Genomic DNA, 24027 nt, shown 5'->3' with positions numbered 1-24027 from the left:
CCGCCTTTATTAAATCGATTTTGACAGCGCTTACCAAAGGGAGAGGAGCCGATTAAGCGAATTCGCGCAATAGAAGGATGAATTTAGACTACGCAGGGGAGTGTCCGACATGAGCAGAAAAAAAGTTCAACGAAAAATCTCGGCGATTATGGCATTCGTACTTACATTCAGTCTATTACTGTCATTTGGCAGCTTGAATCGCGTTTCGGCTGCAGAGGCAGGCAATCTTGTCGTTAACGCTGGCTTCGAGAATGATTTGGATGGGTGGAATGCAGGCGACAGCGGTAAGTTCTCGCGCAGCACGGAGCAATTCCGGACAGGAGCGGCTTCGCTGAAAATAACGAGCTCCTCGCAGGATTGGAACAGTTTCGCGTCTAATGCGATTACCGTTCTTCCCGATACCGACTACACGTTAACCTTCTATGGAAAAGGAAGCGGGAATGCCGTGTATAAGGTGTTGAGCGGAGATTGGTCCCAAGCGCTGGCAGAGGGGACGACGAGCAATACGGAGTCCGATTGGACGCAGGTGACGAAGTCTTTTCATACGGGCAGCCAATCGGCCATCGTCATTTACTTGTCCGACTCTGCATCCAATGCGTTCTTTGACGATTTTTCGCTGACTAAGGCGCCTACGGTTCCGTTAAACGGAGATTTCGAATCCGGTGATCTGACAAATTGGAACGCAGGCGCCAGCACCAAGTTTACCGTTACGCAGACGGAGAAGCATTCCGGGGAGTATGGCTTGAAGGTGACGAGCGCCTCGCAGGATTGGAACAGCGTGACGACTACGCTTCCCGTTCAGACCGATACGAACTACACGCTTGCTTTTTACGGGAAAGGATCGGGAAATTCGTGGATAAAGATCCTGACCTCGGACTGGTCGCAGACGCTGGCCGAGAAGGGAACCGAGAATACATCGTCCGAATGGACGAAACAAGAAATTAAATTCAACAGCGGCACCAATACAAGTCTTGTGTTGTACATGTCTGATACATCGGGCGATACCTACTATGATGATTTTGTTCTAACGAAAACAATGACGGCACCAAGCGCTGAAGTAGACCCGCTTAACGGCCGACCTGCAATCAGCATGGATGGTTTCGAACTAAACCCCGTTGATCTGGTAGACGGGAATGCAACCGCGGAGACACGCTCTCTCTATGCTTACTTAAGGAATACGGCAGGCAGCTATATGATGTTCGGTCATCAGAATGATATTACCGAGTCGGTTGTGAAGGATGCGCCTGGCGGTTCAGATACGTACGGAGCAGTAGGCGCCTATCCTGCGATTATCGGACTCGGTATGTCTATGAATACCGCTTCGTTAATCGAAACGGCTAAATTGATACATGCGAAAAACGGCATTATTACGATCGAGGATCATATGCCGAACTTTACCTCCGGCGGCTCGTTCAACGATATGACGCCGACTGTCGAGCATATTTTGCCAGGCGGGAAGGACAATGCCAAGTTTCTGGAGCGTCTGGATGCGCTGGCGGAAGTGGCCAAAGGGGCCGTGGATGGAGACGGCAAGCTGATTCCGATTATCTATCGCCCATTCCACGAGAATTCCGGCATGTGGTTTTGGTGGGGGGCTTCCAACACAACCAAGAGCGAATTCATTCGTCTGTGGCGCTACACGGTTGAATATTTGAGAGACGTCAAAGGCGTTAACAATCTTCTGTATGCCTATTCGCCGAACGGACACTTCACGGACGAAACCGATTACTTGAGTCGTTATCCTGGCGATGATTACGTCGATATTCTTGGTTTCGATATGTACAACGATAACCCGCAATACGGCAGCGGGTGGATGGAAGCGACATTGAAGGATGCGCAAATCGCTGTCGGCCTGGCTGAAGATCGCGGCAAAGTCGCTGCTTTCACGGAGGCTGGTCTCCGCTGGGACGGTGCGAATGGTCTGAAACTTAGCGGCAATACGATGCCGGACTGGTATATGGTTCTGCATGACACCTTAATGAAAGACCCTATCGCGAAGAAGATCGCTTATATGATGACTTGGCGAAATGAATATCCGGGCGATGGCAATGCGCCGAGTCATTTCTGGGTACCGTTCCGTAATCACCCTGTTTATGGTAATCACGAGATGTTGTTCGACTTCGTAAAGTTTTACAATCTGGATGATGTCCTGTTTGCCGATCGCATGGCTGGACAATATGGACTGAACGTTGAGGGGTTGGAGAAGGAGCCTTCAGGCTATCTGATGGCCCCGGGAACGAAAGAAACCGTGAAAGGGACCTACAAGTTGAAGACGAAAGTACACAACTATGGGGTCAACGTCACCAGCGTCCAATTCGAGCTGGGGGATGTAAAAACTCCGCTTACGGCAACGCTGACATCGGACGGCTACTACACCGCGGCATGGGATACGACAAGCCATGCGGAAGGACCGCTTACGGTTAAGACGATCATTACATTGGCGGATGGAACGGTTATTTCCGATCAGGCGAACGTAACCGTTCAGAATACGGATGCGCCTGCCGGGGATGCCGCTCTTGTAGACGATTTTGAAAGCTACGCTGGCGACAGCGGCCTGCTTCGAGAGGCATGGCTGCGCAACGGGAATGGCGACATGAACACCATTACCGTAGAACCTTCGCCGTTTCACGCCAATCAAGGTTCCGCGATGAAGTTCGTATACAACTTGGGGGCATCGGGCTATACCGGCGTAGCGAAGACCATTAACGCGGACTGGAGCAGCGGGAAGGGTGTTGAGCTGTGGTTTAAGGGTGACGGCTTGGAGCAGGACATTCTATTCCAGCTCTCTTCCGGCAGCGGTTCGTTCGAAGCTCACTTGAATGATTTTGAGCCGTTCGATAAAACATCCACCGAACCGCAGAAGCTGACCATTCCCTTCGATCAGTTCAAGCCGAAGAGCGGCGGCGTGCTGAATCCTGCCGATATGAAAGCCTTCGCCATCTATGTCAACGCCGTGAATGGAGCGAAAGTCACGAATAGCGCCTTGTACCTGGACGATATTCGCAACTATGCGGATCCTGTAGTTCCTGGAAACGGAAATTCCAACGGACAAACCAGTGGCAATAACAGCGCGGTATCAGCGCCTTCTATTACGCCGACTACGCTCGAGAATGGCGTCGTGGTTGCGAAGCAAGGGAAAGAACAGAAGTCGGTTACCGTTGAACTTGCACAGCTTGAGGGTCGTCCGCTCGAGGTTCAGGCCGCGAAGGTATCCGTCACGGTTCGTCCATCTGTTATTCAGAGTCTGATCAAATCCGCAGGCGATGTGAAGGATGCCGTAATCATCGTGGAGTCAAGCCCGGAAGCGGCAGTGCCGACGTTGAAAAGCGAGGAAAAACTTGCAGGTCCTCTCCTCAATATTACGGTGACGCTCCAGACGAAGGACGGTTCCCGGTATACCGCTGAACAAGTGAATGGCGGCATCGAACTTGCGATGTCTTATGAAGAAGATGCGGATCCGGAGCTTGTTGGCATTTACTACTATGATCAAAAATCCGGAGCGTGGGCGTACATCGGAGGTTCGGTAGACGCAGCGTCTCGCACAGTTTCGGCGTCGCTTAACCATCTAAGTCCATACGCCGTCTTGCAATACACGAAAGCGTTCCGTGACGTATCGGAGAGTCACTGGTCGTACCGGGCTCTGAAGGTACTTGCTTCGAAGCATGTGGTTACGGGAATTAACGAAGACGCCTTTGCGCCATCAACAGCGATATCGCGCGCAGAATTCATTGCCATGCTGGCAAGAGCGTTCAAGCTGCCGGTTAGCGAACTAGGGGATGCTGCATATTCGGACTTAAATCCCCATGCTTGGTACGCTGGATTTATGACGGCCGCAGCGGATGCTGGCTGGATTGTCGGCGATGCAAGCAAGCATGTGCAACCGGACAAAGCGATCACGCGGGCAGAAATGGCCGTCATTCTAGGCAGAGCGTTGAAGTTTGAGACAGATGGCACAACGGTAACCTTCATCGATTCGGCGAAAATCCCGCAATGGGCTATTCCATATGTTTCTGCTGCGCAAGCAGCTGGATTGATGCAAGGGATGGGCGGAGGTCGGTTTATGCCGGACCACGCCGCAACAAGGGCTGAAGCGGCGATGGTGATTTATAACGCATTGAGCCGTTAGTCCGACCAAGGATGAAGAGCGATTCGGGAGATTAATTCCCGAATTGCTTTTTATCAATAAAAAATCGAGAGGAAAGGAGAGAAGAATTGTAAGCGTATACAAAAATTCAAAGAGGTGAAACGCCAATGAAGAAGAGTATGTTGTATGTATTAGCCGTATTAATCGCCTTTTCCGGCGCCATGGTTTCAAAAACGGGTTATGCGGCAACTCCCGTTAATAGCAATCTGTCTAGTCAAGCCAGGCAAGTGCTCAATTATATAGAAAGTATATCAGGTACATCGACGCTGACCGGTCAGCACGATAAGCCTGGCGCGCCGACGTCGAGTTTCAACCAAGCAAAAACAATTACAGGGCAATATCCCGCGCTATGGGGAAGCGACATGGGCTTCACTTCCTCTGGACTGGATACGATGTATAACAGGCAGGGCGTTGTGAATGAAGCGAAGAGCAAGAGGGCGGCAAAGTCTCTCGTCACGCTCACCTGGCATATGTGCCGGCCAGATCAGGCGGCACCATGCAGCTGGGATGGGAATGTATACAATGCGCCTCTGAGCAGCCAGCAATGGAATGATATTGTCACGCCTGGGACATCGTTGTACAACCAATTTATCGCCAGAATCGATGAAGCGGTCCCTTACCTGCAGCAGCTCCGAGATGCGAATGTTCCTGTCCTATGGCGGCCGTTTCACGAAATGAATGGAAGCTGGTTCTGGTGGGGCGGCAACGCCGCCAATTCGAAAAAGTTATACCAGATTATGTATAATCGTTTTGTCCAAACACATGGACTATCGAACCTCATATGGGTATGGAACGTGGACCGTCCAAGTAACGGCGCGCCTGCTAACTATTATCCCGGCAGCAGTTACGTCGATATCTTATCGATGGATATCTACAGCGGCGACTTTAACCCATCCTATTACAATACGATGGTGAGTTTGGCGGCAGGCAAACCGATTGCTTTAGGCGAGGTTGGCGATTTGCCGACGCCGACGCAGCTAAATGCACAACCTAAGTGGGCTTACTTCATGGGATGGACGGAGCATCTTACCGGCTCGAATACGAATGCCGAAATCCAGACGACGTATTGGGATTACCGGATGATAACCCAGAATGAGGTAAACGTGAGCCGCGAGAATGCAGCATACAACAGGCCAGCTTATGCAAGCTCCACTGAAAGCGCTTCCTATCCAGCGTCCTTCGCATTCGATGCGAACGGAGGAACGCGCTGGGCGTCGGCCTGGAATCCACAGGAATGGATCTATGTCGACCTCGGAGCAACGCGTTCCATATCTGGCGTAAGACTTGCGTGGGAAGCCGCATACGCGAAAAAATATCAAATACAGGTGTCCAACGATCAGTCGAATTGGACTACGGTATATACAAATGAAAATGGCACGGGAGGCGAGAACAACATCGCGTTCCCGGCTACTACAGCCCGGTACGTGAAAATGTTTGCCTATGAACGTGCTACAACGTATGGATACTCCTTATGGGAGTTTGAGGTTTATTAATAGCGATGAATAACTAGAAAATATACAGCGGCAGACTGTGGTTCACTCGTGATCCAGGTCAGCCGCTGTATTTTTGCGTTTCATAAGACTGGTGAGCAAAAATTTTTCCTACAATCAGGTCCTTTGGCAGGTCTCTGATTAAACAACTTCATTTTCACGATTTCTGCCGAGGCACAACAAGGAGACGACCCAAAATTAAAGCAATCGTTGATGATTCCAAAAGAAACACTGGTGAAAACTTCGGGTTATATGGATTAGCCGTTACAACATAAACATTTCAAGGAATGCGTGCAATAGCAGCCATTTCGTTGAGATGGGCCTTTTATACTTGACGCTCAGGGTTGACGAAACGGTCGTCGTTGATTAAGGAGGTCGGGCAAGCACAAGGCAACACCGAGATTGCGTATGGCATCGACCGGGCACTAATGGTTTCCCGCTTGCGGCGAGAACGTTTCTTCCCGGCATACACGCAAGGTTACTGTGCCGTCATATGCCATCATCTTACAGCGGGAGGAAGTCAAATGGCACAAGAATCCGATGAGCGAGAGTTACAACAAATAAAACAAATGCAGCAGATGTTTCTGGAGAAAATGAAAACTCAACCTTATCCCATGTACCCTAATTACGGAAAAATCACCCGCTATGAAGAAATCCCGATTAATTTACCTGAACAACGTCAACTTCGTCATCCTGGTGTAGAAGGTTTAATGGTGCCGCTTCCAATCATTGAAAATCCGAACTATAAAGGGAGTGGTAAGTTATCAGGTAAAGTTGCTCTTATTACAGGAGGGGATAGCGGCATCGGTGCCGCAGCAGCCATTGCCTTCGCAAAGGAAGGTGCTGACGTTGCCATTGCATACTTAGATGAACATGAAGATGCTAATCGAACCAAAGCAAGAATCGAAGCACTAGGGCAGCGTTGCTTATTAATGCCGGGAGACTTGCGAGATAAACAACAATGTATCGCCATTGTAGAGCAAACAGTGAAAACCTTCGGATGTCTAGATGTTCTTTGCAACCACGTTGGCATCCAATTTCAACAACTAAGCCTTCTTGACATTACAGACGAACAATTCGATGACACCTTCAAAGTCAACATATACTCGCATTTTTACACAACGAGAGCCGCGATTCCTCACTTAAAGCCAGGCAGTTCTATTATCGGTACTTCTTCCGTCGTAGCGTATGTAGGCGAGCAGCAAATGATTGATTATACAGCCACAAAAGGCGCAATTGTTGGTTGGACCCGTGCTTTGGCTAAAAATGTTGTGAAACAAGGGATTCGAGTAAACGCCGTTGCTCCAGGTCGAATCTGGACGCCGCTTATTGCAGCAAGCTTCTCGTCAGACCAAGTGGCTGTATATGGAGCATTTAACCCCATGGAACGAGTTGCTCATCCATTTGAACTAGCACCAACATTTGTTTATCTAGCTTCGGATGATTCACGTTTTGTTACAGGTCAAGTGCTGCATGTTGACGGTGGGGAATCCACACATTCCTAATATAAGGTGGTCGTTGGATTGAGATATGAATTTAATCCAGAAGTAAAGTTATTGCTTGAGAATCGTTCTACTGAAAAAGTTACGATGATGTATATTGAGGATTCATGGCTAATGCCCAAAATAGGACGTAGACCGCCTTATTATTGCTTCCCAAAATATGAAATGAATTATCCGATCATATAAATAAATTGCAGACAAAAGACGCAGAAGCGAAGAAAGCCGGGGTCGCATCAGTGCGACTGCGACGTCCCATAACTACTCCCATAAGTAAATATAGAGGTTAGTTCTAATATAGAATAACGAAGAGGCCGTTTCAAAAGGGTTGGCTTCCACGTTCTCTTGTTCCTTCGAATACGTCTTTCATGCGCTCGGAACGAAAGCGATTAATGATGCAAAGAAGTCTGGGCACTGCCGCGCGGCCAGCCCATGAACATGATGTTTTCCCGGACGGCTTTGGCGATTTGGCGCGAGGAGTAAATCCGCTGCGTGTAGGCGTAGACGATGATCTACAGGCTTCTTTTTGTTTTGAAATTTTGCATAGGGTTACCCAGAACGGAGAGGGTGAATGCTGCATTCCCTTGCAGGGAACGCAAACCAATCACCCCAGGACGCATGATTCTGGAGAAGCTAAAAGCTTTCTATCAAGAAAGCTGCTTCGGAAGCATCGACTAGCGTTCGCCTTCGAATGAATGCTGCGCTCCATAACGGAGCGCAAACCAATCATCCTTTGTGAGCGAATTCCTACCTTAGCCAACTACCATTCAGGGAATTCGGGAACAACAGCGATCGGAAGAACATGCGACCGCGCAGTGGATGCGGCAACCCAAACATTGCATTTGAAAAAGGGGATGCCCCAACGTCATCTTTTTTGATGACTTTTGGGACATCCCCTTTTTATTTATTGTTTTCCGAATCCGAAAGCCGGATGAATATGCAGTCGGCAGACAAATCTAAAAATCGTGCTATTTTCAAAGAAAAGTGATACGTTCAGGTGCTAAAAATAGGTTATATTATTTGTTGTTAGCGCTTTCTTTTTGGGGGGATGGAGATGAGGACGATTATGATCGTCGATGACGAGGCGCGCCAAGTGAAAGCCTTGTCGGCGATTATTCGGAGGCTGCGACCGGATTATCGGACGTTGGAAGCGATGGATGTACAATCGGCCTGGGAGCTGCTCACGCGCGAACCGGTCGATGCCGTGCTCACCGATATCCGGATGCCGGACGAAGACGGTCTCACGCTGGCGGAAAGGATCGCCGGTCAGAAGCCCCATATCCGGACCGTATTAATCAGCGGATACGGGCAATTCGATTATGCGCAGAAAGCCATTGAGCACGGGGTGATCGAGTACTTGATCAAACCGATTGGACTTGCGGATATCGAACGCGTTATCGCGAAGCTCGAGACGCTGTTCACCCAAGATAACAAGCATCATGCGATGAACAAAGAGCGCTTCTGGCACGAGGTGATTTCAGAACCCTTAACCGACCGCAAGCGGCAGCTTATCGAACAATACGCGCCATCGAGCGGTTCGGGACTTGTCATCGTCTTCGAGCTGAGCGGTACGTCCGGAGCAGATCGTATGGCGGCTCTCAAAGGGAACTGGACCATCGGATCCGAAGCCCTTGGGCTTTGCGAGACTTTTCAGGAGGTGGCCGGATGCCGGATGGTGTCCTTGGTGTGGCTGAATCCGATCCTCGCGGTCAAACCTTCGGACACCGTCACGAAGATCAGCCGGATCCTAGAGCGCGTAAGAGCGGACGGCTTCGAAGACATGTCCGCTGGCGTTAGCCGCGTGAGTCCCGACTTTAAGCTGGTCGTGAAGGAAGCTTACGATGAAGCGCTGCTATCCTTGCGGCACCGGTTTTATGCGACGGAGGATGCGGTCTTCTGGAGATCGGATGTCCAGGCATTTGCCGAGAATGGAATACCGAGCGCAAAGGAAATGACGGAGCCGCTCGTCGCGGCGATTAAAGCGAGCGAGCGCTCGCGGGCGTTGGACCTGGTCAATGCGTTCTTCAAGCCAAGAGAGGTATTCCCGTATCCGGATCCGGAACTGATCCAAGATGAGGTCGGACATATGGTGTGGCAGTTGCTCCACAGTTTGCAGAGTCTGCTGCCTGCCCATTCTCCGGATTGGGATCATGCGCGGCTGCGGAAGCAATTCCGCCATTATCGGGATTACCGAGAACTGCGGCTGCGGTTCAAGGAGCTCGTCCTGCGATTGCTCGAGTTGGCGGAGAAGACCCAACTGGATAAGAACGGACTTCTGATTCTGCGCTGCCAGCATTATTTGCAGCAGCATTATATGGAAGATATTTCGCTGGAATCGGTCGCGGCGATGTTTCATTTCAATGCCTCGTACTTCAGCAATTTGTTCAAACAGCGGACGGGGCGGAATTTCTCGGAATATCTCTTGGACCTGAGGATCAACAAAGCCAAGATGATGCTCGAGCGATCGGACGAGAAGATCGCGCTCATCTCGGAGCGAAGCGGATTCCGGACGGCGACGTACTTTAACAAAATGTTTAAGCGTGAAACCGGTATATCGCCTAAAACGTTCCGGCAGATGCACGGCGGCGGCGCGGCAAAATGAGGATCTGGCTGCGGACGCTCAAAGAAGGCCGGCTGCATACGAAGCTGCTGCTGACCTATATTATGCTGCTCGCCGGCACGATCCTCATCTTCAGTATCAGCGATTATCGATTGAATCGCCATACCGTGCTCGAGATGGCGCAGAAGGACGTCTTCACCATCGTCCGCAAGAACAACGAAATCATCGACGCGAAGTTTGCCCGAATTCGAGAGATGATCTACGGATTCATGGAAGACGCGGATTTCTATGAGACCTTCTCGACGCTGGATATCGACAACAAAACGAAGGTGCTTGCCGCCGATCTGCGGATAAAAGGCATTCTTGATAAGTATTTCGCGCAATCGCAGGATATCTATTCCGTGCAAGTCGCGACTTCCTATTTTATATTTGGCACGGCTTCTTCGGCCAATAGCGAGCACGCCAAAAATTTCATTCCGATCAACGGCTTCGAGGGGACCGATCTGGACCGAACGGCGAAGGACGGGGAAGGCAAAATCCAATGGGTGCCGACATACAACTTCGCGGACATGTATCAAATCCCGTACTTGAAGAAGATGGACTTCGACTACAAGTATCTATTCTCGGCCGTCTCGATGATTCAAGGCTCCTATTATAAAGGGAAGTTCCGGACCTACACGGATCTAAAAGACAAGCCGGCGCTGCTTTTGAATTTCAAGGATTCCTTATTCACGAACGTCTTTGCCGGCAGCATTCCGGTCAGCGGCGCCTCTTACATGGTCGTCGATCGGAAGGGCCGGATCATTGCGCATTCCGACCGGTCTTTGCTGGCGACGAAAGCGGATTTGCCGATGCTCCCCGAGTTGATGGAGGAGAAAAGCGGGGTGCGGATGATGCGCATCCACGATAAGGAGCAGGTCGTCGCGTTCGCCCGATCGGAAATTACGGGCTGGCTCAGCATCGCCGTGATCCCGCCCGGCGAGCTGTTAGACCCTGTCACCAAGCAATATGTCCGCAACCTGCTCGTCTCCGTCGGAATCATCACCGTCGTCTTCATCGCGCTCTCTTATTTCCTGTCGAGGCTCATTACGAACCCGTTCCGCACGATGATCCGGGCCATCGTCAATACGGGAGAAGGACGGTTCGCAACGAAGTTCAAGCAGAGCGGCAGCTACGAGTTCCGCATCCTGATGAAGAAATTCAATGACATGAACGAGAACATCGTCAAGCTGATCCAAGAAAACTACGAAACGCAAATCCGCGAGAAGGAAGCGCAGATCAAAGCGCTGAACCTCCAACTGGATCCCCATTTTATGTACAATACGCTGAATATGGTCAGTCTGATGGCGCTCGAGAAAGAGGAGTACGAAATCAGCGATATCGTCGTAAGCTTGTCCAACATGATGAAATATATGGTGAAGCACGAGTCGACCTTAGTCCGCTTCCAGGATGATCTGACCTATCTGGAAGGCTACGTCACGATCATGAGCAAACGGTTCGAAGGCGCCTTCCAGGTCGAGTACGTCATCGACGAGCAGATGCTAAGCGACGAGGTGCCGAAGTTCTTTCTTCAACCTCTCGTCGAGAATGCATTCGTTCACGGCTTCAAGAAGCCGGGGGGCCGACAGGGGAAGCTGCGCATTTCGTGCCGCCGTACGGATGAGGGACGGGTGTATCAGGTCGAGGATAACGGCGAAGGGATGGATACGGCTAAGCTGGCTTCGCTGCTGGAAGGGAGCAGCCATGTCGGCCTCTCCAACGTCAACCGTCGCATTCATATTCTCTACGGAGAACCATACGGTCTTCGCATCGCGTCCATACCTGGCCAAGGCACGACCGTGACCGTCACGCTTCCGCCCGTCCATCATCAGGAGGTGCTATCTTGAGGCGCAGAGCATTCCTATTCACATTGACAGCGGTCATCGTCACCATGACTTATCTGCTAGGGAAGGCCTATCTGCACGAAGCCGACCCGGGCCAGATGCAGACGTTTCCGACTAAAGTGACGTTGAAATTTACGTATTGGGGCTCGATCGAGGAGAAACGAGCTATCGAACGCGCCCTGACGGAGTTTACGGAAGCCTATCCTTGGATCGCGGTCGAGCCGGTCCATTTTCCGAACTCCGACTATAATACGAAGATGATGGCGATGTCCGCTTCCAACGAGGATCCGGATTTGGCGTACATGACGACCGAGCTTGGCGAAATGTTCAGCCGGGAAAACAAGTTTTTGAATCTGTTTGATTTTTTGGCCGAGGATGAAGAGCGGAAGAAGGACGATTTTCTCGACTATATTTGGTACAAGTCCGCCGAGGACTACGCATGGGGCGTCAGCACGGCCGCGGAATGCTTCGGACTCTATTATCGGAAGGATCTGCTCGAGCAAGCGGGCGTCCAGGCGCCTTCGCCCAGCGCCGAGCAGGCGTGGAACTGGGATCAGCTCATCGATGCGGCCAAGAAGCTGACGCTCGACAACCAGGGGAGGAATGCCTACGACCCCGATTTCGACAACAACCACATCGCCCGCTACGGGATTATGTTCGAAACGTGGTCGGACCCGTTGAACAACTTTATTTTCAGCAATGGAGGCGACTGGGTCAGTCCGGATCAGAAGCGCTTCGCGCTGCAATCTCCGGAAGCGGCCGAAGCGATCCAGCGGCTGGCGGACCTCATTAACGTCCATCATGTAGCGCCTTCGCCGTACGAGTCGAAATCGCTGCCTGCGATGAGCATGGCGCTGCAAGCCGGTCTCGCCGCGATGATCGTGGACGGGCAGTGGATTAACCTTGATCTGGGCAAAGCAAAAGTCGATTTCGATATCGGCGTGCTGCCTAAGCTAAAGAAAAGCGTAACGGTCGGCCTGAGCGGCGCCACCGTCATATTCCGCTCGTCCGATCATCCGAAGGAGGCATGGCTGCTGTATAAGTGGCTGTCCGATCCGAGCAAATCGCTGTCCTTGTACTCGGATGGCCTATGGATGCCTGTCTTGAAGAAGTGGTATACGGACCCGGCCCTTGTCGGCAAATGGGTCCATGCCAATCCGGCGGCGCATCCGCCGGGATTCAAAGAGGCGATGATGAAACAGCTGTTAAACAACGGGATGCCCAGCGTAGGTTACTACCTGCAGAACCAGATGGAAATCTTCCCCGAGGTGACGCAAGGGCTGCTTCCCGTCTGGCAAGGAGAGAAGAAAGCCGAGACCGCCCTGCAGGAAATCGCCGATAAAGTAAGCGTTTTATATTCGCAAAAATAGTCGATAAAACCAAAAATACTGCAATTTCGGCCCTCCGCCGTTTCGGTATAGTAAGGGTGTGGTTATGAAAGCGCTGCCCAGCGGCGCATAACCGACACCATACCGAGCGTGGAGGGTCTTTTATATGAAAAAATGGTCAGTCGCAATCGCGTCGCTCGCGATGTTGGCATTACCGCTCGCGGCCTGCGGCGGCAACAATGCCGACAATGGCAAGGCGGCAAACAGCGTTCCCGGCAAGGAGGGAGAAAGCAAGGCGGAGCAGGTGACGTTGAAGTTCATGGGCTGGGAGGTCAGTCCGCTGGAGACGCAGAGCGTCAAGAACGGGCTAGAGCAGTTCATGAAGGAAAATCCAAACATTAAAGTGGAGTACACCACGATTCCGGGCGGAACGCAGTATGTGGCCAAGATGCAGGCGATGGTGCTGGGCGACGAGGCGCCGGACGTGTTCTTCCTGCAGAGCGACTATTATCACGATTTCGTCAAACGGAACAGCCTGCTCGATATAACGGATCGCGTCACGAATGAAGGCATTGCCGCCGATTTGATTGATTCCGCCGTCCAGCTCAGCACCGTGGATGGCAAATACTACGGGATCGAATCCTGCATCGTCGCGCCGGTGCTCTATTACAACAAGGACCTCTTCGATAAAGCGGGGATCGCCTATCCGCCGAGCGATCCGGCGAAAGCCTGGTCGTGGAGCGAGTTCGTCGAGACGGCTAAGAAACTGACGATCAAGAACGGCGATAAAGTCGAGCAGTATGGCGCATTCGGCATGGAGAACTACTACAACCTGATCGCGGAAGTGATGAGCAACGGCGGCAACTGGTTCTCGGACGACTTGAAGTCCTCATCGGCCAATACGTCCGAAGTGAAAGAAGTGCTGCAAGCGGTATCGGATCTTCGCAAGAAAGAAGGCGTAAGTCCGGAAGGCAAGCTGCTGACCAACAGCGGCATGAGCGCGGCGCAAATGCTGCAAACCGGCAAAATCGCCATGCTCGTGGACGGCTCTTGGGCGCTTCAGGAATTGTCGCAAATGAACTTCAAAGTGGGCGTCGGCGTGCTGCCGAAGTTCGATCAAGCCGTCACGCACGGCCAGGCGCATCTGCATGTGGCTTCGGCCAACACGAAGCATCCGGAGGAAGCATGGAAACTGGTCAAATTCCTCTCTTCCGAGGATTATCAGCTGCAGAACGTGAAGGCAGGTCTGTGGCTGCCTAACCATAAGTCGCTCTATACCGAAGAAGGGATCGGCAAGTGGCTGACGGAAGGCGTACATCCGGAAGGGTTCAAGGAACTGATTCCGTATTTCACCTCTTCCCGAACGTATCCGTACGCCCTGCTTAGCAGCCAGAAGATCCAAGAGGACACGACGGCGGAGCTCGATAAGTTCTTCCTGAGCGATCAACCGCTCGATCAGACCGTGCAGAACATCGAAACCGTCGTCAATCAAAGCTTGGCCAGACCATAAAAACAACAAGCGGCGCATCGGGAGGGAACATGGGGCCCTCCCAGGCGTTTGCTACGGGGTGAGATGATGAAATCAATAAAGCCGCTTCTCTACAAAGACGGTTTTTGGGCGTTCCTTATGCTGCTTCCAAATTTGATCGGTTTTCTGATGTTCTTACTGCTTCCCGTGCTGGCCACCTTCGTGATTAGCTTCTCGAGCTGGAATCTGACCGATTCCTTCGCCTTCAACGGAATCGACAATTACAAGGAATTATTCCAGGACCCCGTCTTTATCCAGGTCATGGGGAACACCTTATACTTTACCGCTGCCAGCGTGCCGATCGGCATCGCGGTCTCGCTGCTGCTGGCCGTGTTCCTGAACCAGAAATTGAGATTTATCCGGTTCTACCGCGCCGCTTTCTTCATTCCCGTGATCTCGTCGATGGTCGCGGTATCCGTCATCTGGCAATGGATTTATAACCCGGAGTACGGATTGCTCAACTATGCGCTCTCGTGGTTCGGCATTGACGGCCCTGCCTGGCTGACAGACCCGAATTGGGCGATGCCGACCGTTATCATAACGAGTATCTGGAAAAGTCTAGGGTTCAACATGCTCATCTTCCTGGCAGGACTGCAATCGATCTCGGACAGCTATTACGAGGCGGCCGATATTGAAGGCGCGAAGTGGTACGCGAAATTCCGGCATATTACGCTGCCGCTCCTATCGCCGACGACGTTCTTCGTAACGGTCATGTCCGTCATTAATTCGTTCCAGGTGTTCGACACCGTATATCTCATGACGCAGGGCGGACCGGCCCGCTCGACGTCGGTACTGGTCTACTATATCTTCCAAAATGCGTTCCAATATTTCCGGATGGGCTATGCGAGCGCAATGGCTTACGTCCTGTTCTTCATCGTGCTGATCATTACGTTCATCCAATTCTGGCGCCAGAAAAAATGGAGCATCTACTAAGGGGGAGGCTGTCATGAAGCCGCGTATCTGGTTGAAGCCGACCGCGCATGTCATCTTGCTGATCGGGTCCATCATCATGCTGTTCCCGTTTATCTGGTCGGTCTGCACGTCGCTCAAAAATGTCAATGAAGTCTTTACCTATCCGCCTCGTTTCTTTGGCGAGGAACTGAAGTTTACGAACTATACGAATATGACGGACCGCTTCCCGATCGTCCGATTTTTCTTCAACACGCTCAAAATTACCGTCATCGTCGTCGTCTTCCAGCTGATCACAAGCTCGATGGCCGGTTATGTGTTCGCGCGGCTGCGCTTCCGCTTCCGGGAAGGTCTATTCGGCCTGTATCTGGCGACATTAATGGTGCCGGCGCAGGTAACGATGATTCCGACCTTCCTGTTGATGAAATATTACGGGCTGTTGGACTCGCATTGGTCGTTGATTTTGCCGAGTCTCGTGTCGGCGTTCGGAACGTTCCTGCTGCGGCAATTTTTCTCCACCATTCCCGAGGCGCTGGAAGAGGCGGCAAAAATCGACGGCTGCACGCCATTCGGCATTTACTGGCGGATTTTCGTGCCGTTATCCAAGCCGGCGCTGGCGACCCTAGGTATATTCATCATGCTGGGAACGTGGAACGACTTCGTCAACCCGCTCGTCTTTATCAATTCGATGAGCAAGATGACGCTCACCCTGGGGCTTGCCAATATGCAGGGGCTTTATTCCACGGACTGGCCGGCCTTGATGGCCGCAACGGTCATCACCGTGCTGCCGATTCTGATCGTATTCTTAAGCGCGCAGGATATTTTCGTCCGCGGCGTTACGTTATCGGGGTTAAAGGAAGGGTAGTTTGGGCGAAGGTAAGGAATTGAAGGAGAAGGAGAGCAAACCATGACGCCAAAGACGATGAAAACAACGACGGGAGCGCTGCGCGATATCCGCATTCAAGATTCGTTCTGGTCGGACTATATCCGGTTGATCCGGGATGTCGTCATCCCCTATCAGTGGGAGGCGCTGAACGACCGTATTCCCGGCGTGGAGCCAAGTCATGCGATCAAGAACTTGCGCATTGCGGCTGGAGAAGACGAGGGATCATTCTATGGGATGGTCTTCCAGGATAGCGACGTGGCCAAATGGCTGGAGGCCGTCGCCTATTTGCTGGAGAGCGAGCCGAATGCCGAGCTGCAGCAGGTGGCGGACGCCGTCGTCGACCTGATCGCGAAGGCACAGCGCGAGGACGGGTATCTGAATACGTACTATCAGCTAAAGGAGCCCGGTAACGAGTGGACGAATCTATGCGAATGCCATGAGCTGTACACGGCCGGTCATCTGATTGAAGGCGCGGTTGCCTACTGGCATGCGACCGGCAATACGAAAATTCTCGACGTTGCCTGCAAGTTCGCGGATTATATCGGGACGATATTCGGGCCGGGACCTGGACAGATTCCCGGCTATGACGGCCATCAAGAGATCGAGCTGGCGCTCGTGAGGCTCTACCGGGCGACGGGCGAAGAGCGCTACCTGCAGCTGAGCCGTTACTTCCTGGATGAGCGAGGCAGCGAGCCTTCCTTCTATGATCGGGAGTATGAGGCGCGGGGCCATACGCATCATTGGGAATCGGATTTCATGATAAAGAAGAAATCGTACAGTCAGGCGCACGCGCCGATCAGGGAACAGCAGACGGCCGAAGGGCATGCCGTACGTCTTGTATACATGTGCGCGGCAATGGCGGATATCGCGTTGGAGTCTGGCGATGCGGGTTTGCTGGCGGCCTGCAGAACGCTATGGAACAATATCGTCACGAAGCAAATGTACGTGACCGGCGCGATCGGCGCGATGGCGCAGGAGGAATCGTTCACGCTCGATTATGATCTTCCGAGCGATACGGCCTATGCGGAGACTTGCGCGTCCATCGGGTTAATCTTCTTCGCGCATCGGATGCTGCGCGCGGAACCGGACAGCAGGTACGCCGATGTCATGGAACGCGCCTTGTACAACACGGTACTAGGAAGTATGTCCAGGGATGGCAGACACTTTTTCTACGTCAATCCATTGGAGGTATGGCCGAAAGCATGCGGCGTCAATCATGTGTACGACCATGTCAAGACGGTCCGCCAGGGCTGGTTCGGCTGTGCCTGCTGTCCGCCGAACGTAGCGCGCCTGCTCGCATCGCTTGGTCAATATATATACACAATCGATGATTCAACCGTTTATACGCATCTCTATATTGGGGGCGAGGCCGATCTCTTGGTTGGGGACAATCGCTTTACGTTAAAGCAGCATGCCGAGCTGCCATGGCAAGGGAACGTGCGGTTTGGCTTCAGCACAGAAGCCGGTACAGGCGTCATGTTTACGCTGGCGCTGAGGGTTCCTTCGTGGTGTAATTCTATGGAGGTTCTTATTAATGATGTACCGTGTGTGCCGGTCATGCACAATGGTTATGCCCTCATCCGCCGTACGTGGATGGACGGCGATCGAATCGACCTGAGCATGCCAATGGAGGTCATGCGCGTGAAAGGCCATCCGCTGCTTCGCGAGACGAGCGGCAAAGTCGCGATTCAACGCGGGCCTCTCGTCTACTGCTTGGAAGAGCCGGACAACGGCGAGCACCTGCATCGGCTATACGTCGGATCCGACCAGGCGGCAGAGACGGCATTCGAGCCGCATTTGCTTGGCGGCGTTCAGGTGATCCGCATGGAAGCCTCGCGGCTGTCGGATCGGAACTGGAACGGCGAGTTATACGCCTCGAACGTGGATTCGGTTTTCGAACCGGCAACGGCAACGTTCGTTCCTTATTACGCCTGGGCCAATCGCGGGGAAGGCGAGATGGCGGTCTGGGTGCGGGAGAAGTAGCGGCACATCGTAACGAGAATAACCTTGGCTCCGGCGATTCGGACCGAGGTTATTTTTTGGAGTGACGAACGTTTGCTTAAAGATGAGCATGAAGGCCAAATATACGACCATTATCCAAAGAAATTGTAATTTCCGACGTTTACCGATCTGGTATATTGAAAATGAAAGCGATACCAAATACCATGCGTGGAGGTGAAACGGCGAAGTTTAGGGATGCAATGGTTGACTATTATACGGAGGTGTTTGATGTGAAAAAAGCAATGATATCGAGCGTGGCAGCCGTTATGATCGGCAGCGCGCTATCCGCCGCACCCGCCCAAGCTGCTTCTAATCTGACGGTCGATCTATCCAGCGTCATCGGACCGGTCACCCATAGCTCTGCAGGTTCCCTGTATGGCGTAATCGAGAATAAACCCGACAATAATCTGCTCCTTCCTTTGCGTGCCAAAGCGTATATTAATCCCGCGGTTGCGGGCTACCAGCAGCCATGGGGGGCGGTTATTCCCGTCGCGCAGCGGTTGGCGCCATCCGGCAGCAAAGTCACGATACGGCTGGCAGACTGGTATACCGGCTGGTATAACTATACGAATCTAACGGATTGGTTCAACAAGCTGACCACAACGGTCAATGACGTGAAAGCTGCTGGACTTACGAATGTGTACGGGTATGAGCTGTGGAACGAACCCGACGGCACGTGGAAAGGCAAATATGTGGGTACGATCGACTACAGTGACAGCTACGTCGAATATACCGTCAACGTCCCGACGACAAAGTCCTATGCGGTTACGATTCGGTATGCGAACGGGACAGGCGCGGCTTCCACGCATCAGGTGAGCGTCAATGGCGGCAGTCCGGTAACGGTCTCGTACCCGAGTACCGGCGGCTGGTTCAACTCTGGCTCGGCATCCACCATCACGCTAAATCTGAATTTAACGGCTGGCAGCAATAAAATTCGATTCGGCAAAGGAAGCGCAGGGTATGCCGAATTGGATTATATCGACGTAGCGGGAGGCAGTCCGATCCGTTACGAGGCTGAGAACGGTACAGTTAACCACAGCGCTGTATTTAATGGCGGATATGCCTCTTCCAACCTTTCCGGGAACCTGACTTTCCGCGAGTTTTTCAGCGAGACCTACAAGAAATTGAAGCAGCTCGATCCTTCGGCCAAAGCCATCGGCCCATCTTTCGCCGGGTATTCGCACAATGCGATGGTTGATTTCATGTCCTATCAGAAAGCGCAAAGTACGCTCCCGGACATCACTTCATGGCATCAACTGCTTAACGAAAATTTTACGGCCAACCATAACGATTACCGTGCAATCGAAACCTCGCTCGGGATAACGGCAAGGCCGATCTCAATCAACGAGTATAGCGGTGCGGCTTGGTTGGAGGATGAAGGCAAGCCGGGCGTTGTCGCTCCGCTCATCGCCAAGTTCGAACGTCTTAAGGTTGACACGGCAATGCAAAGCTATTGGGATGTTCCGAATCCGGGCCGACTAGGAACGCTGCTCGCCAACGATACGCAGCGGAACGGCGGTTGGTGGTTCTATAAGTGGTATGGCGATATGTCCGGCAATATGGTCAGCGTAACGCCTCCGAACGTGAACGATATGCTTGCCCTTGACGGGTTTGCCAACGTGGACGCGAATAAAAAGGTTGCCAGCGTCTTGTTCGGCGGGGTAACGGATGGCTCCGTCAATGCCGTCATCAAGAACTTCCCGTCGTTCTTCGGCACGAACGGGAGCAAGGTTCATGTACGGGTGGACTGGACGCCGTTTGCTAATCGAAGCACGGTCGTCAACACGACCAAGACGCTGCTTGAAGGCGATTATACGATTAGCAACAATCAAATAACGGTCCCGATGACGGGGTTGTACAACAATGATGGCTATCGCATTTCTATCACGCCGTATGGTCAGGCAACCAACGTTTACGAGGCGGAAGATGCCGCGGTCAACAGCGCAAACATGGCTTCCAGCGGTACGGCATCGGGCGGCAAATACGTCGCGCAGATCGATCATAGCGACAGCTACGTCGATTTCTATGTCAAAGTTCCGACAAGCAAGAGCTATACGATGACCATCCGCTATGCCAATGGCACCGGGGCGAACGCGACGCATAACCTTGCCTACAATGGCGGCCCGTTTTCGACAGTGACATACCCGGCCACAGCCGGGTGGGGGCAATTCGGAACGGTGAACGTGAGCGTGAATCTCACGGCCGGCGACAATATTATCCGGCTGGCCAAAGGAAGCACCGGGTACGCGGAATTGGACAGCATCACGATCAACTAGCGAAAGAATGAGCACGAGAGCCAAAAGTTGCCGGAAGCGGGAACATCGCGCGATATCAAGATTGTCGACGTGTGACTGGAGGCTATAACCCGCAACCCATAAATAGTGCCTGTCTTGCTTATGCAAAGACGGGCCTTTTTTATTTGTTGCTTTTGGACCCGAGAGGGATGATTTTAATTGCTGTCTATGCTGCTGCTCGCTTGAGATAGGGCCCGGTAGTGTCTGGGCGAGTCTCCCTTCACCTTTTTGAACATCTTGGAGAAGAGCAAGGGGTCATGGTAGCCAACCGAACGCGAGATATCTCCGATCGATAGCTCAACATTTCCCATCATTTCGCATGCTTTATTCATCCGATACCGGATCAAATAATCCTGAATGCTCATATTCATCCGTTGATGAAATAACGAGCACAAATAGCTTCGATTAAGGCCGATCACACGAGCAATGTCCCCGACTGTAATTTTCTGCGCATAGTTATTTTCAATAAATAGCTGCACTTGTTCCACGTAAATTTCCGCGCGGCTTTCCGGCGGAGTCGGGAGCTTATTCGGACTGAACTCCATCAGCATCGCCAACATCGAATATAAGAGTCCCGTCAACCTTGTTTCTCTAGCATGACGATAGCTCTGCGACTGGCTCATCGACATGATCAATTCGTAGATGGCATCATCTCTCTCATAGCAAAGAATGGGAGAGGTTATGGAGAAGCCGGCATTCCGGAGGAGCGATTCCGCCAGCGTTCCGTTAAAACCAATCCAGCAATACGTCCACGGATTTACCGTATCGGCTTGATAGTAAGTAATGACGCCAGGGCAAATGAGAAATCCTTGTCCCTTCCGCAGCTTATACTTCTTGCCTCCGACCTCGAAAATCCCTTCCCCCTCCAAAATATAATGGAGCAAATAATGAGTTCGTACAGCCGGCCCGAAAAAATGACCGGGTAAGCAGTCCTCCATGCCGTATTGCGTCAGATACAATTCGGTATGCTGTTTGCTAGGGGACAAATACTCGATCACGGATAATCTCCTTATGATAAATTTCAAGCATTATACCATATTTACTGAGTACCAAACCATGTACGATCCCGTTAGCAATGGGCTAATATTTTCACTATAGATGAGCCAGAGTTCAGTAGAATGAACGAGTCTTAGGCCATGTTGTATCCTTGCATCTATACACGTCGAACAGTGGCCCTATCGGGGAAGCGAAATTGCAAAGAGAGGTTGGAGACAATGGGGATCATGGTTCAAGAGCATACGGGGTTGTTTCATTTAACCTCATCCGGCATGAGTTATCTCATTCAGATTGTGGACGGGTATCCTGCGCATGTGTATTGGGGAGGCAGACTGAAGCATCGCCAGCGGATGGACGATCTGTTGATTCATGCCCCGGAGCGGGCGGGACTGGACCGACTCCCGCAAGAATACCCGCAGTATGGGAGCGGGGATTTTCGTAATCCGGCGTATCAAGCAGAGCTTGCGGACGGCACGCGAATTACGGAACTCAAGTACGAAGGTTACCGGATTACGAAAGGGAAGCCTCCGTTAATCGGATTGCCGGCGGTGTACACCGAGGATGACGCCGAAGCGGATACGCTGGAGCTAACGTTGAAGGATGCTTATTCCGGGCTTCAGGTCACCTTGCTCTACACCATCTTCGCCGAGCGCAATGTCATCGTTCGATCGGTTCGTCTTCGGAATGACGGAGAGAAGAACCTTCGGCTTCGCCGAGCGCTGAGCGCCAACGTCGATTTGTCGGCGAAGCCAGATCTGGATATCATTTACCTCTCCGGCGCATGGGCTCGGGAAGGTAATATGACCCGTAGATCGCTCCGGCAAGGCGAGACCCGAATCGATAGCAAAAGGGGGATGAGCAGCCATCAGTTGAACCCGTTCGCCGCGTTGGTCACGCCCGAAACAACGGAATCCCATGGCGAGGCATTCGGCTTCAGTCTGGTCTATAGCGGCGGCTTCGAAGCGGGGGCGGAAGTGGATGCTTTCGGGTCTACGCGCTTTAATATCGGGGTGAACTCGTTCGACTTCGCATGGCTGTTGAGCCCGGGGGAGAGCTTCCAGACGCCGGAAGTCGTAATGGTGTATTCCGGGCAAGGGCTTGGAGACATGTCCCGGACCTATCATAAGTTGTACCGCACCCGATTATGCCGTGGACAATACCGGGACGCGGAAAGGCCGATTCTGGTCAACAACTGGGAGGCAACCTACTTCAACTTCAATGCGGATAAGCTGGTGGATATCGCGGAAGAGGGGGCCAAGCTCGGCATTGAACTATTCGTGCTGGATGACGGCTGGTTCGGGAAGCGCGATGCGGACAATTCGTCGCTGGGCGATTGGTACGAGGATCGGCGGAAACTGCCGGGCGGGCTGGCGGATGTCGCGGAACGCATTCATGAGAAGGGGCTTCAATTCGGGCTCTGGTTCGAGCCGGAAATGATCTCGCCGGACAGCGAGCTGTACCGGAAACATCCGGACTGGTGTCTCCATGTGCCGGGGCGGAGGCGCAGCGAGGCGAGATGGCAGTTGGTGCTGGATTACACGCGCAAGGACGTACGGGATTACATCTATGAATCGATCTCCTCCATTTTCAAGAACGTGCCGATCTCTTACGTGAAATGGGATATGAACCGGGGCCTGACGGAGATCGGTTCCGAAGCCTTGCCGCCGGAACGCCAATCCGAGACCGCTCATCGCTATATTTTGGGCTTATATGAGTTATTGGAGCGCCTTACAACCGGGTTCCCTCATATTCTGTTCGAGAGCTGCGCAAGCGGCGGAGGGCGTTTCGACCCCGGCATGCTCTACTATATGCCCCAAACGTGGACAAGCGATAACACCGACGCGGTGGAGCGGTTAAAGATTCAATACGGCACCAGCCTCGTGTATCCGGCGAGCGCAATCGGAGCGCATGTGTCGGCCGTGCCGAATCACCAGGTTGGCCGAATCACGCCCTTGGAATTCAGAGGAGATGTGGCCATGTCCGGGAACTTCGGGTATGAACTGGATCTCACCGCATTTACGGATGCCGAAAAAGAGATCGTCAAGCGCCAAGTCCAAACCTACAAGGAGTTCCGCGGCCTCGTCCAGAAGGGCGACTTGTACCGTCTGAAGAGCCCGTTCGAGGGAAACGACTCGGCGTGGATGTTTGTCTCCGAAGACAAGCGGGAGGCGCTCGTCTATTATTTCCAGATCATAGCCGTGCCGAACCCGCCGCGCCGCGCGCTGCGCTTGGACGGGCTTGATCCGGAGCTCGAATACGACGTGCGGCAGAGCAAGAACGAGGAACGGTTGGTTTATGGCGGAGACAGGCTGATGCAGCTCGGCTTGCCGCTCCATTGCAAGCAGAAGGACTATGAGAGTCAATGGTTTAAGCTCCAAGCTTTACGTCCGAGCCAGCCCTAGATTTATTGGTATATCAGCAAAGATGCCCGAAAGCGCACGGAACCCATAGAAAGCAATGCCCCTTTATGGTTGTGAAAAGGGGCATTTTGCGCGTGAGAATGATGCTA

The 24027-nt window shown here is 52.4% G+C and carries 13 protein-coding genes and 1 pseudogene; 12 read left to right on the top strand and 2 right to left on the bottom strand.

Annotated elements, in window-relative coordinates:
- Window positions 1-109 precede the first annotated feature (109 nt).
- From ACFFSY_RS02135 to ACFFSY_RS02125, 3 genes are all read left to right on the top strand, one after another.
- Window positions 110-4126: a glycosyl hydrolase gene (locus ACFFSY_RS02135; RefSeq protein ID WP_377489176.1), complete on the top strand. Its 4017-nt coding sequence runs from the start codon at window positions 110-112 to the stop codon at window positions 4124-4126.
- A gap of 125 nt (window positions 4127-4251) precedes the next feature.
- On the top strand, window positions 4252-5637 hold the full coding sequence (locus tag ACFFSY_RS02130) for a glycosyl hydrolase (RefSeq protein WP_377489173.1): 1386 nt from the start codon (window positions 4252-4254) through the stop codon (window positions 5635-5637).
- 521 nt (window positions 5638-6158) lie between these two features.
- Window positions 6159-7139 carry an SDR family oxidoreductase gene (locus ACFFSY_RS02125; protein WP_377489170.1) on the top strand — a complete coding sequence of 327 codons (981 nt, stop codon included), beginning with the start codon at window positions 6159-6161 and terminating at the stop codon, window positions 7137-7139.
- Between the two features lie 346 nt (window positions 7140-7485).
- On the opposite strand, the pseudogene ACFFSY_RS35105 reads toward ACFFSY_RS02125, so the two are convergent.
- Window positions 7486-7645 (bottom strand): annotated as a pseudogene (locus tag ACFFSY_RS35105) (transposase); the annotation flags it as partial.
- 542 nt (window positions 7646-8187) lie between these two features.
- On the opposite strand from ACFFSY_RS35105, the gene ACFFSY_RS02115 reads away from it, so the two are divergent.
- The 8 genes from ACFFSY_RS02115 (at window position 8188) to ACFFSY_RS02080 (ending at window position 20504) form a co-directional block, all read left to right on the top strand.
- A complete protein-coding gene (locus tag ACFFSY_RS02115; RefSeq protein ID WP_377489167.1) occupies window positions 8188-9735 on the top strand; it encodes a response regulator transcription factor in 1548 nt (515 codons plus the stop codon).
- Entirely contained in the window at window positions 9732-11579 is a 1848-nt protein-coding gene (locus tag ACFFSY_RS02110; RefSeq protein WP_377489164.1) for a sensor histidine kinase, read from the top strand. The genes ACFFSY_RS02115 and ACFFSY_RS02110 overlap by 4 nt, the downstream gene beginning before the upstream one ends.
- On the top strand, window positions 11576-12946 hold the full coding sequence (locus ACFFSY_RS02105; protein WP_377489161.1) for an ABC transporter substrate-binding protein: 1371 nt from the start codon (window positions 11576-11578) through the stop codon (window positions 12944-12946). The genes ACFFSY_RS02110 and ACFFSY_RS02105 overlap by 4 nt, the downstream gene beginning before the upstream one ends.
- A 124-nt stretch (window positions 12947-13070) precedes the next feature.
- A complete protein-coding gene (locus ACFFSY_RS02100; protein ID WP_377489158.1) occupies window positions 13071-14414 on the top strand; it encodes an ABC transporter substrate-binding protein in 1344 nt (447 codons plus the stop codon).
- 63 nt (window positions 14415-14477) lie between these two features.
- Window positions 14478-15365, top strand: a complete 888-nt coding sequence (locus ACFFSY_RS02095; protein ID WP_377489155.1) for a carbohydrate ABC transporter permease — start codon at window positions 14478-14480, stop codon at window positions 15363-15365.
- 13 nt (window positions 15366-15378) lie between these two features.
- Window positions 15379-16206 (top strand): carbohydrate ABC transporter permease, encoded by an 828-nt coding sequence (locus ACFFSY_RS02090; protein ID WP_377489152.1) that lies wholly within the window; start codon window positions 15379-15381, stop codon window positions 16204-16206.
- A gap of 42 nt (window positions 16207-16248) precedes the next feature.
- Window positions 16249-18210 (top strand): glycoside hydrolase family 127 protein, encoded by a 1962-nt coding sequence (locus tag ACFFSY_RS02085; protein ID WP_377489149.1) that lies wholly within the window; start codon window positions 16249-16251, stop codon window positions 18208-18210.
- A gap of 248 nt (window positions 18211-18458) precedes the next feature.
- Entirely contained in the window at window positions 18459-20504 is a 2046-nt protein-coding gene (locus ACFFSY_RS02080) for a carbohydrate-binding protein (protein ID WP_377489146.1), read from the top strand.
- A 173-nt stretch (window positions 20505-20677) separates the two neighbouring features.
- Here the strand turns inward: ACFFSY_RS02080 and ACFFSY_RS02075 are convergent, their stop codons facing one another.
- Window positions 20678-21520 (bottom strand): AraC family transcriptional regulator, encoded by an 843-nt coding sequence (locus ACFFSY_RS02075; RefSeq protein WP_377489143.1) that lies wholly within the window; start codon window positions 21518-21520, stop codon window positions 20678-20680.
- 216 nt (window positions 21521-21736) lie between these two features.
- Here ACFFSY_RS02075 and ACFFSY_RS02070 point away from each other — a divergent pair, with 216 nt between their 5' ends.
- Window positions 21737-23920 (top strand): alpha-galactosidase, encoded by a 2184-nt coding sequence (locus ACFFSY_RS02070; RefSeq protein ID WP_377489140.1) that lies wholly within the window; start codon window positions 21737-21739, stop codon window positions 23918-23920.
- The last annotated feature ends 107 nt before the right edge of the window (window positions 23921-24027 follow it).

Source organism: Paenibacillus aurantiacus, from assembly GCF_042431225.1.
GTDB classification, from domain to species: Bacteria; Bacillota; Bacilli; order Paenibacillales; family Paenibacillaceae; genus Paenibacillus_Z; species Paenibacillus_Z aurantiacus.
This window is presented reverse-complemented; position numbering and strand designations above follow the sequence as displayed.

Coding starts and splice junctions, on each gene's coding strand:
- ACFFSY_RS02135 (WP_377489176.1), top strand. CDS start 110: ATGAGCAGAAAAAAAGTTCAACGAAAAATCTCGGCGATTATGGCATTC.
- ACFFSY_RS02130 (WP_377489173.1), top strand. CDS start 4,252: ATGAAGAAGAGTATGTTGTATGTATTAGCCGTATTAATCGCCTTTTCC.
- ACFFSY_RS02125 (WP_377489170.1), top strand. CDS start 6,159: ATGGCACAAGAATCCGATGAGCGAGAGTTACAACAAATAAAACAAATG.
- ACFFSY_RS02115 (WP_377489167.1), top strand. CDS start 8,188: ATGAGGACGATTATGATCGTCGATGACGAGGCGCGCCAAGTGAAAGCC.
- ACFFSY_RS02110 (WP_377489164.1), top strand. CDS start 9,732: ATGAGGATCTGGCTGCGGACGCTCAAAGAAGGCCGGCTGCATACGAAG.
- ACFFSY_RS02100 (WP_377489158.1), top strand. CDS start 13,071: ATGAAAAAATGGTCAGTCGCAATCGCGTCGCTCGCGATGTTGGCATTA.
- ACFFSY_RS02095 (WP_377489155.1), top strand. CDS start 14,478: ATGATGAAATCAATAAAGCCGCTTCTCTACAAAGACGGTTTTTGGGCG.
- ACFFSY_RS02090 (WP_377489152.1), top strand. CDS start 15,379: ATGAAGCCGCGTATCTGGTTGAAGCCGACCGCGCATGTCATCTTGCTG.
- ACFFSY_RS02085 (WP_377489149.1), top strand. CDS start 16,249: ATGACGCCAAAGACGATGAAAACAACGACGGGAGCGCTGCGCGATATC.
- ACFFSY_RS02070 (WP_377489140.1), top strand. CDS start 21,737: ATGGGGATCATGGTTCAAGAGCATACGGGGTTGTTTCATTTAACCTCA.